The organism is Companilactobacillus pabuli, assembly GCF_014058425.1.
In the GTDB taxonomy this organism is placed as follows: Bacteria; Bacillota; Bacilli; order Lactobacillales; family Lactobacillaceae; genus Companilactobacillus; species Companilactobacillus pabuli.
In genome coordinates this window covers 2,343,776-2,360,240 of the sequence record NZ_CP049366.1, presented here as the reverse complement: position 1 = coordinate 2,360,240, position 16,465 = coordinate 2,343,776, and the positions used below count along the sequence as shown (strand labels likewise).

Genomic DNA, 16,465 nt, shown 5'->3' with positions numbered 1-16,465 from the left:
AATTAATTTTTATACCAAACAGATGTGTCTAGATGAACACCATTTTCTTGTTTGACCCATTCATTTGTAGCGACACGGTAATACGTTGAACCATCGTAATCGATTGCTACTTTATCAGTGAGCCATGAAGTCTTCTTTTCTAGAGCACGATTGCTATTGGTGTTCTTTTGAATGTCATAAAGGCTGTAGTAGTCTTTTGTTTCATCAACATTGACAATCATTTGTACATCCTTAACGAAAATAACATCGTGTGAATCGATCCACTCGCCAGTCGCAACTCGGTATTGCTTGACACCAGTACGATTGTTGACACGATATTGATCCGTTATCCAACCAGAATCTTCAGACAAAGCACGGTTTTGAATTGTTTCGTTAGCGTGATTATTCAAAGAATAATACTCTTGTGTTTCTTTAGTGAGAACTACACCAGGGTCTTTGTAATAAGTCCATTCGTCTTCGGTACCAGTACCATTGCCATTATCACGGAAGTAAACATCGTTAGCATCAATCCATTCACCGGTCGCAACCCGATATTGTTTGACACCGGTACGATTGTTGACACGATATTGATCCGTTACCCAGCTAGAATCTTCGGACAAAGCACGATTTTGAATCGTCTCATTAGCGTGATTGTTCAAGGAATATGTTGGCTTTGTTGTCTTAGTTGTTACCACACCGGCATCTTGATAGTAGGTCCATCCATCTTCGGTACCTGAATTATCTTCATTACCCGTATTTGTCGATGATCCACCACTACTATGATGTTGGTTAACCATTATTGCACGCATAAAGGTAACCGTCGGATTTTCAGCATCATGATTTACTGTTCCATTCAATGAATCAAAATCATAAGCATAGTCAGCATTATCCGTTAATGGAACCGTAACTTTTTGATAGTAAGTTCCAGCTTTAGCAAAGTTACCATTCTTATCTACAACATCAGATAATTTATTGCCATCCTTATCGTAAAAGCCATCAAAAGTTGGATCTGATTTAATAAGGGATTTATTATCTTTACCAGTTAAAGTAATATCAGCTGGATTCTCAACAGATTTAGCTGTCGATGAGGTTCCCGTAGTAGTTGAAGCATCCTTAATATCAACACTTGGAGTTAAAACTGCAGCGGTGATTTTTTGATTAACAGTTACCGAATTATCATCTGAACTTACATAACCTGGCAAACTACTAAAGTCATAATCTTCAGATACACCTGCTAATAAACTAAATGTAACTTGACGATAATAAGTTCCTGGTCTCATGATCTTGAATCCAGAAGCATAATCTGATTTTTCACCAGCAGTTCCATCAGAATTTATATTGTAATATTCAGAAGAGAATGAAATTCCATGATTGTTTTTTTTATCAACTAAGCTATTTTTAGCATCTGTTAAATCATAACCTTCAGTCTTTAATAAAGCATTATCCTTGCCGCCAACTGTTACATTTACGTTCAAGTTCTGAATATTATCACCCTCGCTTGAATCATCCGTCCAGTTTACCTTACTACCATCATTTTTATTAACCGTAATTGGTTGAACATAAGTAATAGTACCATCTGGATTTTTAGTAATATTAGGATCACTGAACTCATAGTTTTCAGCAGATAAATCTGTTGGCTTAAATGTTATAGCACGGTAATAAGTTCCTGCTTTATCAAAAGTACCGTCTTTAACAGGAGTATTTAAATTGCTATCTTCATATACGGTATCAGATTTAACTTCTGTAGGGATAGATGTATGATTCTGATCCGTAGTTCTCATAACATACTTAGAACCATCAGGTAACTTATTGATAGGATCCTTTGCTTTAATTTCAGGTATATCCGCTGGAGCCACTTCAGAGACAATTGGCTTAACATCGATTTCTTGAATATAAATAACTGTTCCATCATGTACATGGGCATTCTTATCAGCAAATGTATATTCATCAAGTGAACTAGTAGTAGGGGTAAAAGTTACTGTACGGAAATATTTACCGGATTTAACTATTCTATTATTACTAATAACATCAGCTTTTTCAGAAGCTATGCTATTTAAAGCTGCATCAGAACTCTTATAAAGATCCCCCAATTGAACATTACTATCAATTACCGAATCTCCACTTTTCATTTTATAATCCGATGTTGAATTAATATTATCTGTTGTTGTACCAACCGTAACAGTCTTTGAATTGACTGTAATCGTTGCAGGAATAGCTGATACAGTGACCTTTTGCACGTAAATTATTGTATTGCCACTAATCATGTAGTTAATTCCCTGTTTCCCAGGGAAAGTATACTCAGTCGCCGCATTAGGCTGTAAATGAAAGACAACTATACGTTTATAAGTACCTGGAGTACTATATTTTCCATCTGTCACTGCATTTTCAGTTGTAGCTATCCCCATAAGTACATCTTCATCAGCAGAATCCGCATCATAGTAAGTAGTTCCATACTGAATTCCTTTATCTCCAACAATTGAGTTTCCATCATCTGAAGTTAAACCGTTATTTGTCTCAGCCTTATCATCACTTACATTAGATCCAGCCTTAACGGCTACAGGCTTACTGTCTAGACTTGCATTCACTTTTTCTACATCAATTTCCTGCAGATAAGTGACCGAGTTATCGTCATTAACTCTAACAAAGTTATTACCGCCAAAATTATAGGCAGTTGTGACATTTTCTTCCAAGGGAATTGTTACTTCTCTGAAATATCTATGTGCATTTGTAAAAATACCGTCTTGAACATCTACAGATTCCTTAGATTCCCTATAATCCTCGATACTATCATAATATTTCGTTCCGTATTTAATATCCTTGGTTTCATCAATGACCGAGACATCATTTGCCGAAATAGTACTATCAGCTAGAATATCGGAATCCTTAGTTAAAGTACCAGTTTTAATTCCTGTAACTGGGTTAATCGACACTTGAGCTGCATTACTAATGACATTTATAGATTGTACATAAGTAATCGTATCGCCATTAATTTTATAATCTTCATTTGCTATACCTGGTACAAATGTATTTTGATCAACAGCACCCTTATTTAAAGTAAAGGTAATCGTGCGATATAAAGTTCCCTGTCCACCAATTATTTGCCCGTCTGATGTTACACGAGCAGATTTTTCAGATGTATTTCCATTTAAGGCATCAGTAGGGTTATCATAATAGTCTGTTCCAAAACTAATTCCATCAATAGCAACGATTGAACCTGTACTATTTACTACTGAATCTCCAGTAAAATCATTATTTAAAGTACTTGTCATTGTTCCTGATTTAACATCATTAATAGAACCAACTTTTACAGTGGCTTGATCTTTACCTACCTTAATTTGTTGAATATACGTTACAAGACCTTTATCTTTATCTACTGAGCTTGCTCCTGGGTACGTGTAAGAATAACCATCTCCAGAAGCAACTTTAATAGTAATCGTACGATAATAAGTCTTATTTGCTTCAAAGTCAGTAATTGTTAATGGGTTATTTTCTTTGGCCGCATCATCTTCTGTAGAATAATAGTTTCCAATCGTTACATCATCGGAATCATTAAGAACCTTAGTTCCGTCCTTGTCGTCTTTCAAAATATATTCTGTTGTATCTGTTAATTGTCTACCATTGATATCGACACCATCAGTCGTTGTTCCTGCCAATACATTTAATTCACTATTGTTGAAAGTTGAGGTTTCTGCCGGGCTGACTGTAACGGACTGTACATATGTTACTGATTTATCATTTCGATTTGGTGAACCATAAGCATCTGAAAATGAATAATTGTTAAATGCTTCATCAGTCAAATAAAACTTAATTGTACGATAATAAGTTTTAGCTTTATTCAAAACATCGTTAGTAATATCTGTAGTTGGCGTGTTTAATTGTGGATCATCATAATAAGTGGTTCCCAATTTAATACCCTTGGAACCTTCACTTATATTAAGAAGTGATTCACCATTGTAATCAAAGCTGTTATTAGTAGTATCCGTTAACTTATCATCGTTTATCTTTGTTCCAATTGAAACAACCGGATTATCAATCTTCGGTTTAATACCAACGGCACTTATCTTTATTTGTTGTACATAAGTTACAGTACTTTCTCTAACATTAACTTGCACATTAGGATCTACATCATCAAAGGAATTATTAGATATTTCTTCTTTCGTTAAATAGAAAGTAATCGTTCTTAAGTAACTTCCTGCTTTTTCAAACGTTGTTCCATCCGAACTAACTACACCATCTACAGCATTTTCACCTTTTCCAGCAATAATAGCAGCTTTGTTAGCCTCAGTAGCATCTTCTTGATAGTACGTTTTACCAAAGCTTACTCCAGCATAATCGCCCTTTGTCGTATCAAGTAATGAACCGTCATTATTGGCCAAATCATTACCTTTTGTTACGGAATCTTCTGAAGTTGAATCACCAATATTAGCACTTGCAGATTTAATAGTAGGTACTGTTCCATTTTTAACATCTATCTCTTGAAGGTACGTAACAGTAGTATCAGTTCTATCAGCACTCAAATCTCCAGAAATATTATAATCACTGGTCTTTCCATTAGTTAACGTAAAAGTTAACTTACGATAATACGTTCCAGCTTTTTTAAATACTCCACCGTCAACTTCATCAGAAGTTGCTACATTCGTTGCGGCATCGTCTGTGTAATAAGTATCGCCAGCCGCAACATTACTAGGTATAGTATCGTTTCCATCAACTATCGTATTTCCGGTAGTATCTATACTACTAATTGCTGTACCCGTATTGACTGTAGGAGTAGTTAATTTTGCATTTAAACTTTTTCCGACAGAAATTTTTCGAGCTATTGTTAACATGCCCGTATTTTTGTTGAATGCATAATCAGTACTTTTTTGATCGTCAATATACGTGGTATACATTGCAATGGTACTTTTAGTTAAGGGATCTACTTCTCCAGAAATCATATATCCTATAGCTTGATCCGCACCAGCCGGACTAGTTCCATTACTGCCATCGCCTTTTAAATTATAAGATACAGTTTGATAATATACTCCCGGTTTTTCGATAACCAAATTATCCTTAAATTGATCATCGGATGCATTTCCTTTATCGGATAATTGAGGATCAAAAGTATCGCTCTTGGCATAATCTAAAGCATCGTCTTTATCAGTGAACAAACTTTGTCCATAAATTGGTTTCTCTGCAGAGGCTAAACTAGCAGTATACTTGGAATCTCCTGTATAGTTATCATCTATATACAATGAGTTGCCAGTCATCAGTGACGAATCAGACAATGTTGACCCCGTATGCAATGAAGGAACAGATCCATTAGTAGTTTTAATATCAAATTGACTTAAACTTATCTTAAAACTAAAGGTTTTTAAGTCATCTGGAATCCCCTGTAATGATGGATGATCATAAGTCCCATCACTTGAGGAAGTACCTTGGAGTAAATGAATAGTTATAGTAAGAGGGAACCTTATTATTCCATTTTTAATACCCGCTGATACGGAACTTAGGTCATCAGGAGTAGTAGTTTTTAATACTTTTCCACCAGATGAAATAGTCAAATAACCGTGAATGTCATAATAATACCAATCATTCCCTGGAGCATGGAAGTAAGATCTTGGTTGCATCTTATTCTGATCTTTTAATTTAGTTAAATATTCATCATTTTGAATATCGAATATATGTTGATAACTACTAGGATCATCCGAAGTTAAAGGTCCGAAATAAAAGAACCCCCAGTTACCTTCACCCACTAAATCATCAAGTGGGGACGTTATACTATCAGTTCCCGCAACATAACGATCATCAAATTGATTTCTGAATTTAGTCAACATTTCCAATGGAGTTTCATTTGGATTAGGAATTCCGGCAGCCTTAACTTGAACCATTGAAGTCGGTATCATCATAGGAATCACAACCGGAGCTCCAGCAGCTAAAAGTGCTACTGCAATTGCACTACCAATATATTTAACATTCTTCTTCATAGAAAAACCCCTCCGTTTTTCAAAAAACTTTAATTAATCTCAATAACATATATAAAAATTAAAAAAGTTACTTCACTTGAAGAATCCGAATGAAATAGCCTAATTAGCATAACGGCAAATCTTAGAAACATTCTAATACCTTGATAATAACACTTATTATGTAACTGATTACAAGCCTTTTATAACTTTATAAATAAAATAAATCATAAATATAATGTACAAACATCACTATGATATATAAAACATATCCAACAAAAAAGCCACTCAATTTTCAAATATCAAAATTGAGTGGTTTTATTATTTTTCATATGTTAAATATGCGATACCATTTACTTTTTTAGCTGTTACCAAGTTGAATTCTTTAAATTTAGTTTTATCGGAAAACAACGGAATCCCTTTACCCAAGACAATTGGAACGATGCCAATTTGATAAACGTCAATTAAATCACTGTTAACTAATGGAGCAATCACGCTGCTGCCACCGACGATCCAAATATCCCTTTTCGATGATTCTTGTTTTAGACCTCGAATTAAGTCTTCAACATCTTCATCAATGAAGTGGATATTTCCAACATCGTCCCCGGGATGTCTAGTCATAATATAATTTTCAAAACTATCATATGGATAATCATTGGGAGACAGCTTATTGGCAACTTGATCATAAGTCTTGCGGCCCATAACTACTGTATCGACATGTTTGACGAGTTTCTCATACTCACGATCTTTCGTTTCCCCCGAAGTAAAATCATTGTCAATCAAATAGTCGATATTGCCGTTTTCTTCCGCAATATATCCATCTAAAGTCTCCGCAATAAATAGAATAACTTTCCGTGCCATAACCCAATCCTCCAATCAGCTTTCTTAAACATAATTATATAGCCAATTGTAGGATTATCCGATAATTATTTCTTTACAATCTGTATTTTAATCTTTGGTAAAATGCAACGAATAATCAATATTCAATTTATCAGCTGACGTCTTAACAAATTTCTTAACTGTCGTTTGATTGTCAGGAGTATCATCTTTTAATTTAACCAAAATCAAAGCCTTATCGCTCTTATTCTTCTCAACTAATTGACCGATATAAACTTTCTCTACCGCATCTGGATACTTCTTCGTAATTTGACTCTTTAACTGCAATAAATTCTTATCACTACTACTTGTTGTCGTTTGAGTGGTACTGCTCTTCTCTTGGTCGACATACTTCTTGAAGGCATTGACACTCAAATAATTACCCTTCGAAAGTTGCTGGAATTGTAATTTATAATCGCCCAATTGATAGTCGCTCAAACGATTATCCAGACTACTAATTTCTGACTTGTTCAAATCATCCCCGATAACGACCAACTTGATTTTTTTATCCTCGAACTGTTTATTGACCACGTACAAACCGGGCAGTTCATTATCGATAAAACTTGTTAATTGTGTTTCATTGTATGTTTGTTTGACCAAAGTCGAAGCTGAGATCAAACTCGGAATTGTAATGACAATCGCCGCAATGATAATCAACACTTGATTTTTTACGGGAATTCCACTAGCACGGTGTTGTTTAAAATTAAAGACCAACGTTCCTAGCATCGTCGCTAAGGCAATGAAAAACGTGTTAATCAAGAATAAATAGCCGGCACTGAAAACTATCGACCATTTAAACTGACTTAGACCATATCCCACAGTCGATAATGGTGGAATCAAGGCCGTCGCAATCGCAACCCCGGGTAAAATATTGCCAGGGTCTTTTTTAGCTGAACCGATAATACCGGCAACACCACCAAAGAAAGCTACTAACACATCCCAAATGGCCGGCTGAGTTCTGGCAATGATTTGTTCACTAGCATCTTTAATCGGTGAAAGTGAAAAATAAATCGTTGCCGCAATCAAACCGACAATCATTTCAATCAAATAAACCATGACGGCTTTTCTCAATAGTTTCGTATCACGAATCCCGACACCGTAACCCATTCCGATGATAGGGTCCATAATTGGCGATATCAGCATGGCACCAATAATTACCGCCACCGAATTCATATTCAAACCAACACAAGCAATTATTGTCGCACAAAATAAGACCGCAAAATTCAACCAACTGAGATTGAGATTTTGTCGAACGTGCTGGTCAATAATATCCGACTTTAGTAGTTGGTCTTCTCCATCCATATCCATTGTTATCCCTCACAAATGTTTAGTTAGTTTTATTTTATTACATTCACGAGAATATTAAAAAAGGAATGCCAGTAAAGACATCCCTTAATCTTAATTATTTTCTTTAATAAATTGCGCGGCTTTACGTCCTTGATGAACGATACCAGAAATAGCTGTACCTGAACCTGGATAGTAAGGTCCAATCCAACCACCGGCATTCAATCCAGCGGCGAACAATCCACTAATTGGCTGGTTAGCGTTATCCAAAACTTGGCAGTTAACGTTGATCTTCAAACCACCGATAGCACCAAGATTAGCTTCTCTATTTTTATGTACGTAAAATGGAGCGGCCAAAATTTGAATTCCTGTTCGACGACCAAATTCTGGATCTTTACCAGTAGCAGCGTTAGTGTTCCAAACATCTAGTGTATTTTGCAAGTTAGCTACCGGCACACCAATCAACTCAGCCAAATCTTCAATTGAATCAGCCTTTTGAACGTCGCCTTTATCCAAATCTTTTTCCAACGATTCTTGATTCCAGACACTACCTTTAGCAGAAAGTGATTTCTCATCAAAAATCATGTAAGTTGATCCACCGAGTTGAGCTTCTTGTTGGAAAATTGCCCGATAAGTATAAGCGTATGTAGCATCTTCACAAACGAAACGTTGACCTTGACTATTAACAAAAATCGAAGGCATCGTTGGAACTCGATCATCAGTCGCATTACCGGTCTTGTTATCAAAATCAATCGTTCCACCCATACCAGCAACAGCGGCACCGGCCATTTGGCCCATCTTGATTCCGTCACCAGTATCAGTCACAGTTGAAAGACAAGCGTGGTCTTGTAAGTCGTGATATTGTTGAGCATTCAAGTCGTGAGCTAACTCTTCATTGTGATCGATACTTGCGGTAGCCAAAATCACACCTTTGTTAGCTTTGACGTAAATATCCCCGGCTTTAGTTTGTGCTACAACACCTTTAACTTCTTTAGTTCCAACAACTTGAATCAAAGAAACTACTGGAGCTTGATACTTGATTTTAGCTCCATTGTCCAAAGCGGTCTTTAACAAAGCTTGAGTCAAAACAATTCCTTGACCCATGCCGCCACCGCCATCATAGACGTGAATTCTATCGGCAAAATCTTCATCTTTAACGTAAGGAATGTGGCAGTGACCATAAACTGAACTCCATTTGATTCCTTGATCAGCTAGCCATTCGATATTCTTAGGAGCACCGTTGGCTAAATCTTTGACTAATTCAGGATTAACACGATTTTCTCCAGCAGCTAACCACAAATTGGCGTGCTTTTCAGGAGTATCATCTTGATATTTGGTAAATTCTTTTTGGTATTTAGTTCCAGCAGCTTGAATAACACCACCAGAATAGTTAGTTGTCCCACCAGGAACTCCGGCTTTTTCTAAAATCAAAACTGATAAACCATCTTGAGCAGCTTGTGCTGCAGCAGCTAATCCAGCCCCACCTGAACCAACTACAACAACATCGGCTGAATCATCAAATTTCAAACCATCACTGTAATAAACTGGTCCTCTAGCAGGTGAAGGTTTAGGACGATTGATTGATTTATCCTTGCCACCATCAGTTGGTGCTAAAACATTAACGTCCAAAGCATCTTCTTGTGATAGCTCGCCACGATAAACTGCCAAAGCTTTCTCGACAGCTTTCTTAAAATTACTAGTACTGGATGAAGCACCAGAAATGGCATCAATATCCTCAGTTTGTCCAGATGTCATTTGGTTTTGCATACTTTCAATCGCTAGTTTTCCAACTGTGTTAGGAGCGATATTGTCACTCTCAACTTTGGAAATCTTTCCGTCTGTAACTGTTACGATGGCAGTTACTGGTCCATGGAAACTTTGAGCAGTTCCCTTGAATGTTTGTACATTACTCATAAGCATCATCCTCCATTTTATGTAATCGATTACTTAAAATGGTAGCATAACTTTTCTTTATAGTGTAATTGGCATTGCTAAATTACTCACAAAAAAATAAGCCTCAATAATTGAGACTTATCGAAATAATTATATTAACCCATGAAATCTTCTACAAGATAGTAAGTACCATTTGAGTTATAAACTCCAAGACCTACTTGAGTCATATGTGAATCCATCAAATTTGTATAGTGACTAGGTGCATAGTCTTCGGCTCTGAATGCTTCCATCAAACTTTCAGCCATTTGTGCAGGAGTTCCTGTATAACCCTCAGCAATATTTTCTGCTTCATAACCTCCGCCTGCTGGGAAAGCTGAAAAACAATCACCACCACCTGGTCTTTGGTGACTAAATTTAGTTGAAATTTCTTTAGCGCGAATTTGAGCTGTATTATCTAAAGCGGCTGTTTGTGTTACTGGCGCAATTCCCTTTGTAGCACGTTCATTATTGATTGATTTTAACAAAGCTGCCTGGATACTAGCAACATCACTCGTCGATGTAGTATTATTCGATGTTTGGTTATTATCAGTAGTTATACTATCTTTCATCCCCAAATATCCAGGGAATTTAACATTAATCGTCATCGTATCAACTGGTTTATTAACTGTTATATGATCAGCGCTGATAAAGTCGCCCAGAGCAACTTCATAATAAACGTTCCCGTTAACATCTTTAATAGCTCGATCAACTTGCCATTTACTACCATTTTTTAGAACACGGTATTTTTGAACATCACCTTTAGTTTGTGTGAAGTACATTGGAGCATCACCGTTAACGATAGTACCAACAGCCATTGAGTCATCCTTTGATGTATTGGTATTTTCGTTATTGAAATTCTCATCCTTAGAAGCATCGTGAACATTGAAATTACTACTAATACCAAAATCCGCTACATAAGTTGGTTCTGGTAAAGCCATGTTAAATGACATCTTTGTTGCATCAGCGTACTCATTAGTTGAAACTTGAGCAAATAGTTGGCCATCTTTATTAACGATATATTTACCAACGATCCAAGCTGAATTTTTGGCTAAAGCACGACTGGACATTGCACCATCTTTACTGTTGTATAAATTCAATTGTGTTGTGGTTGTTCCAACTAATTTATTAGATTGAGTCTGACCATTTAAACTCGAATCACTAGCACTTAGATATTCGTCAGTTGCGACTTGGTACATCGTTTGATTGTTGATCGTAACGATTTTCCCAACGGCCCAAGCTGAATTAGGTGCTAAGGCACGGTTAGTCAAAGTTTGTCCCTTGCTGTTGTAAAGTAATGCGATTGAACTAGAGTGAACGGTTGCGACTGTTGAAGCCTGTGCTTTAGTTTGGTTAAACATTGCTGCTCCAGTAGTAGCTACTGCCAATGCGGCAAGAACTGCTGCTGATTTTCCCATAGAAAATTTCATGATATACTCTCCCCTATATTTTTTTGATTATTAATTTAATCACGTCATTAAAAGTATTCAATAAAAATCTTAATTTTGGAATATCATTCGCTATCGATAGCTGGCATTCTGTTAGCAGTATCCTGAACTAATTGTTTCTGATCTGCTGTTGAATAATATTTTGAAATCAAATCATCCAAACTAACAGTATGATCAATCAGTTCAGCAGTAGCTGTCGATTCTGCATCAGGATCTTTAGTGAAATAGTGGATTGTATCACCATCAATTGTATAACCAACATTTGAAGCTGAAGTCCCGATACCAATCCAATATTTTCCGTTAGCAGTATAAACTCCTAGTTGACTTTCTTGAGAGACATCATCACCTGGCATAGCTAATTCGTGCACCATAACTCCAATCATTTTTGGATCAGTAACCGTTTCTTTGTTGGAAGAATCATCTGTCTTTGTATCAGAAGTATCCGATGAAGCATTTGAATCAGCCTTATAATTGCCGTCAACAATAGCATCGAAGCTTTCCTTTACCTTAGTATTCTTCGTTTCAAGCAAGTTTGGTGTACCATCTCGACTCTGATCAACTAACGCGACTGGTTCACCATCATGAAAGGCGAAGAAATACGTAATGTGATTTGGAAGCGGTGGTGTAGTGCCATCGTAATTATAAATAGCGACCACATTGTATGAGTAATTTCCTTTACCCGTTTTACTCCAACCTATAGAACTATTTGTTCCTTCAACACTAACTTTTGATAAATCATCCGGATAAGTCGTTCCTACTGAAGTTTTCAATGAATCTGTCCCATTGTATTTAACATACGATTGTTTCATTGTTGGTGCCCACTGATTAATAAAGCTTTCTAATTGCTTATCTTTAGTATCATTCCACAAAGCAGTCGACTTTTGATCAGTTGTGCTTTTCTTTTTAGTTTTTGTCGATTTACTTTTAGTTGCTTTAACCGTAGTTTTCGGATGCGATTCATCTTTTGAACTATTTTGATTGCCACATCCTGATAACATCAAAGCCCCTAAAAATAAAGTTGCGACTAATCCTAATTGCTTGATTCTCATCTCAACTTTTCCCCCTAATTCAGACTTTCACGTCGATTATACATCCATCCCCAGTCGTTTAAAAAGTACTAATATAAAAAAAATTATTCTCATTCAGGAATTATTGGTCAAAAAAAATACCTTTGAATTTAATCAAAGATATCTTTTAGTTATTTGAGTAATTAACTATTTTTTTCTCCGGCATTCTTACCATAAACGATTTCTTGAACGTTCTTAGCGATTTCCGCAATTCTTGAGAAACCACTCAACCCACTTTGATTGTGTCCATCAGTCATGATAACAAGAACGTATTTTTGACCGTTTGGTAAAGTGACAATCGCTGCATCATTGTTAGTATCATCAAGAAAACCAACTTTATCCTGAACAGTTGTACCGGAATTGGCCTGTGCTACACCAGTTGGAATTCCTGTTCGATAAATTTGCTTGCCCATGAGATTGAGTAACTTCTGTTGATCCGATGAATTCTTAAATGAACCTGTTCCGTTTTCCAAATCCCTTAACAATAGTTCCAAACTATAACTGGTAGTCTGAGCTGCTTGTCCTTCTTGGAAGACATTGCCGTAATAGCCTTGTTTTTTCAAGTAAGAACTGATTGTATCAGCACTATAATTATTAATTTGTTCTTCAGCGAAATCATTTTCACTATTAACAATCATTTTTGTGAAGCCAGTATTATTATCACTAGTCCAACTAAAATTGCCTGCTTGTTTTTGACCCATCAAGAAAGCTGATAAGTATAACTTGTACGTACTAGCAGCCGTTTTGACCGTCGAAGCATTGGATTCAACTTCCAAACTTCCTTCTTGATAGACTTGATTGTACTGACTATTAGAATTACTATCGTCATTTCCTAAATTGTAAAAACTGACACTAGCTGTTCCGTCGTCAGTCACAGTATTTAAATAGTTAGTTAGATTAGTTTTGATAATTTTACGTTTCTTTTTAACAGCTTTAGTTACTTTAGAATTGTCGCTACTACTTATCGAAGCTTGTGAATTGTTGTGATAGTAACCAAATCCGACAACTAATAAACAAACCACTAAAAATAAACGTAAGTATTTTTTGCGTCTTCTCTTTTGAACTCTTATGAGATTACCTCATTTCCTCAATTACAAATCTTTCAGTAATTCCATTATACGAGCCATTTTGAGAAATAATTTATACGTTTTCTTTACGTTATTTTTACATTCGGGCGTTTTGTTATCGATTTGCAATAAATGCGAAAGCTTATTTTACCAACGTCTACGATCTCGTTCGTTTTTATTCAAATGACCAACATAATCTCTGGAATCTGCAACATCATCTCTAGCATCATGAACTTGGTGTTTTGCCTCTTTGATATTGTCGCTTGCACTAGGTAAAAAGAATGGTTTCTTTACATGTGTCGAACTACTTGTAGTTTTTCCACCAAACAGTGCTTTAAATACTAATACAAAGATGAAGAATCCTATAATCCATTCAATCCCTGCTACAACTACGCCAAATAGGTATTCCACTAAAGAAATGAGCCAAACAATTATATGCCAAATAATTATGATTCCAATAATGACCAGAGCAATTATTCCAACTATTTTTAAAATTTTTTTCCAATCTATATCTTGCTTCTTCAAAATGGAAACCCCTTTTTAAAGACAATTCCATTTATTGGATAATTATTTTTCTATTTCATCAGAATTCTTAGAAGTTTTAATTTTCCTATACCGCTTTGAATGTGGAACTAACTTCTTAGAAACCTTCAAAACTTTATTAGCTCCCATTGCCGTACCATGACCAACTTTATTAACTAAAGCTTTGGCTGAATCTTTTCGAGATTGTTTCTTATTAATGGAATCCTCCAAGATTTTTTTACTTTCTTCCAAACCCTCGGCATCAAGATAATAAACTTTTACAAACCCACCCGCCGGCAAGACGGTTTTGGGTTTGGGGACAGTTTTCATAACAGTATCAATTTTAGTAGTTGCCAATTTAATATCTGGATCAACCTTTACAAAAGCATATTTAAGACCTACCGAATCAAATAAATCTTTTGTCTGATCCAAACTTAAGCCACTGATATCTGGTAATTTAATATCAAATTGGTGGCGTTTATTACGTTCGTCTATTTGATGATTAGTAACTTCGGCTGTGGAACTGATTATATTGCCAGCAATGTCTATTGTTTTATTTAAGGTCTTACCTAGTTTTGAAATTCCTTTGGAATCTGTTAATTTATCTACTGCTTTAATGAATTTATCCACTTTACCGTCTTTCGCTGACATAACCGTTTCCATCCTTTCAAAAAGACATAACATACTATATTTAATTTTAACAATAATAACCGAAAGCAGAATAAAAAGCATCCCCGAATTTAATCAGAGATGCTTTTAATCTACGGAATATTATTCCCACTCAATAGTTGCGGGCGGCTTAGAAGTAATATCATAAACTACACGGTTGACGTGATCTACTTCGTTTACGATTCTTACGGAGATCTTTTGCAAGACGTCCCAAGGAATCTTAGCGAAGTCAGCTGTCATACCGTCGATTGATGTAACGGCACGGATACCGATTGTGTAATCGTAAGTTCTACCATCACCCATAACACCAACTGAACGAATACCTGGTAAGACTGTGAAGTATTGCCAGATTTTTTCGTCTAGGCCGTTTTTAGCGATTTCGTCACGAAGAATCCAGTCACTATCACGAACGATTTGTAACTTGTCTTCGGTAACTTCACCGATAACACGAATTCCAAGACCTGGTCCTGGGAATGGTTGACGCCATACTAATTCGTGAGGCATGCCTAGTTTTTCACCTAGTTCACGAGTTTCATCTTTGAACAATGTACGAAGAGGCTCGATCAACTTGAAGTGCATGTCTTTTGGAAGTCCACCAACATTGTGGTGAGATTTGATTGTTTGAGCAGTACTTGTACCACTTTCGATAACGTCAGTATAAAGTGTACCTTGAGCCAAGAAATCAATTCCATCAAGCTTTTGAGCTTCGTCATTGAAGACTTGGATAAATTCGTTACCGATAATCTTACGTTTCTTTTCTGGATCAGTTACGCCAGCAAGTTTATCTAGGAAACGTTTTTGAGCATCAACTTTAATGATGTTCAAACCAAACTTACCTTCCAAACTGTCCATAACTTGGTCGGCTTCGTTCTTTCTTAGAAGACCGTGATCAACGAAGATACTTGTTAATTGTGTACCGATAGCTTTGTGTAGCAAAACACCAACAACAGAAGAATCAACACCACCTGATAGTCCAAGAAGAACCTTCTTGTCACCAACAGTGTCACGAATCTTTTGAATTTGTTGATCAATGAAATCATCCATTGACCAGTTAGCTTCTGCGCCACAAACGTCAAATGCGAAGTGTTTCAAAATTTCTGAACCGAATTCAGTATTTCTAACTTCGGTATGGAATTGAACACCATACATTTTACGTTCGTCATCAGCGATTGATGAAATAGGTGCATTTTTACTTGTAGCTACTACCTTGAAACCAGTTGGTGCTTCTTTAACAAGGTCACCATGACTCATCCAAACGAATTGCTTTTCTGGTAAGTCTTTGAATAATACAGCGTCCTTATCAGTAACTTCAATATCAGCACGTCCGTATTCACGGTTATCAGCTGATTCAACTTTTCCGCCAAGGTTATAAGACATCAATTGCATACCGTAACAAATACCTAAGATAGGAATACCTAGCTTGTAAATGTCTTGGTCGATTGAAAAGGCATCCTTGTCGTAGACACTCATTGGTCCACCAGAAAGGATAATACCTTTAGGATTGATTTCTTTAACTTCTGCAGCAGTAATAGTGTTTGGTAGTAATTCAGAGTAAATACCAATATCTCTGATACGACGAGTAATCAATTGGTTATATTGACTACCGTAGTCTAGAACGATGATGCTATCAGCATCAGGCCATTGCTTGCTCAAATCAATTTCCCCCATTTTTTTATTTATTCTAT

General features: G+C 36.2%; 10 protein-coding genes. All 10 read right to left on the bottom strand.

Annotated features, from left to right (window positions below):
- Window positions 1-2: 2 nt before the first annotated feature.
- Window positions 3-5,942, bottom strand: coding sequence for a hypothetical protein (locus tag G6534_RS11425; RefSeq protein WP_182082917.1), 5,940 nt, complete (start codon window positions 5,940-5,942; stop codon window positions 3-5).
- 297 nt (window positions 5,943-6,239) lie between these two features.
- Window positions 6,240-6,779: a dihydrofolate reductase family protein gene (locus tag G6534_RS11420; RefSeq protein WP_182082916.1), complete on the bottom strand. Its 540-nt coding sequence runs from the start codon at window positions 6,777-6,779 to the stop codon at window positions 6,240-6,242.
- 87 nt (window positions 6,780-6,866) lie between these two features.
- Window positions 6,867-8,102 (bottom strand): DUF389 domain-containing protein, encoded by a 1,236-nt coding sequence (locus tag G6534_RS11415; RefSeq protein WP_182082915.1) that lies wholly within the window; start codon window positions 8,100-8,102, stop codon window positions 6,867-6,869.
- Between the two features lie 90 nt (window positions 8,103-8,192).
- Window positions 8,193-9,992, bottom strand: coding sequence for an FAD-dependent oxidoreductase (locus G6534_RS11410; RefSeq protein WP_182082914.1), 1,800 nt, complete (start codon window positions 9,990-9,992; stop codon window positions 8,193-8,195).
- Between the two features lie 134 nt (window positions 9,993-10,126).
- Window positions 10,127-11,437 (bottom strand): CAP domain-containing protein, encoded by a 1,311-nt coding sequence (locus tag G6534_RS11405; protein ID WP_182082913.1) that lies wholly within the window; start codon window positions 11,435-11,437, stop codon window positions 10,127-10,129.
- A gap of 83 nt (window positions 11,438-11,520) precedes the next feature.
- The gene (locus tag G6534_RS11400) at window positions 11,521-12,504 is read right to left on the bottom strand and encodes an Lreu_0056 family protein (RefSeq protein WP_182082912.1); all 984 of its coding nucleotides are present in this window, start codon (window positions 12,502-12,504) and stop codon (window positions 11,521-11,523) included.
- A 161-nt stretch (window positions 12,505-12,665) separates the two neighbouring features.
- Complete coding sequence (locus tag G6534_RS11395; protein ID WP_238788900.1) at window positions 12,666-13,544, bottom strand: serine hydrolase; 879 nt, start codon at window positions 13,542-13,544, stop codon at window positions 12,666-12,668.
- Window positions 13,545-13,736: 192 nt separating this feature from the next.
- Window positions 13,737-14,114 (bottom strand): hypothetical protein, encoded by a 378-nt coding sequence (locus G6534_RS11390; RefSeq protein WP_182082911.1) that lies wholly within the window; start codon window positions 14,112-14,114, stop codon window positions 13,737-13,739.
- A gap of 42 nt (window positions 14,115-14,156) precedes the next feature.
- On the bottom strand, window positions 14,157-14,762 hold the full coding sequence (locus G6534_RS11385; protein ID WP_182082910.1) for a PASTA domain-containing protein: 606 nt from the start codon (window positions 14,760-14,762) through the stop codon (window positions 14,157-14,159).
- Window positions 14,763-14,882: 120 nt separating this feature from the next.
- Entirely contained in the window at window positions 14,883-16,448 is a 1,566-nt protein-coding gene (guaA, locus tag G6534_RS11380; RefSeq protein ID WP_182082909.1) for a glutamine-hydrolyzing GMP synthase, read from the bottom strand.
- Between the last annotated feature and the right edge of the window lie 17 nt (window positions 16,449-16,465).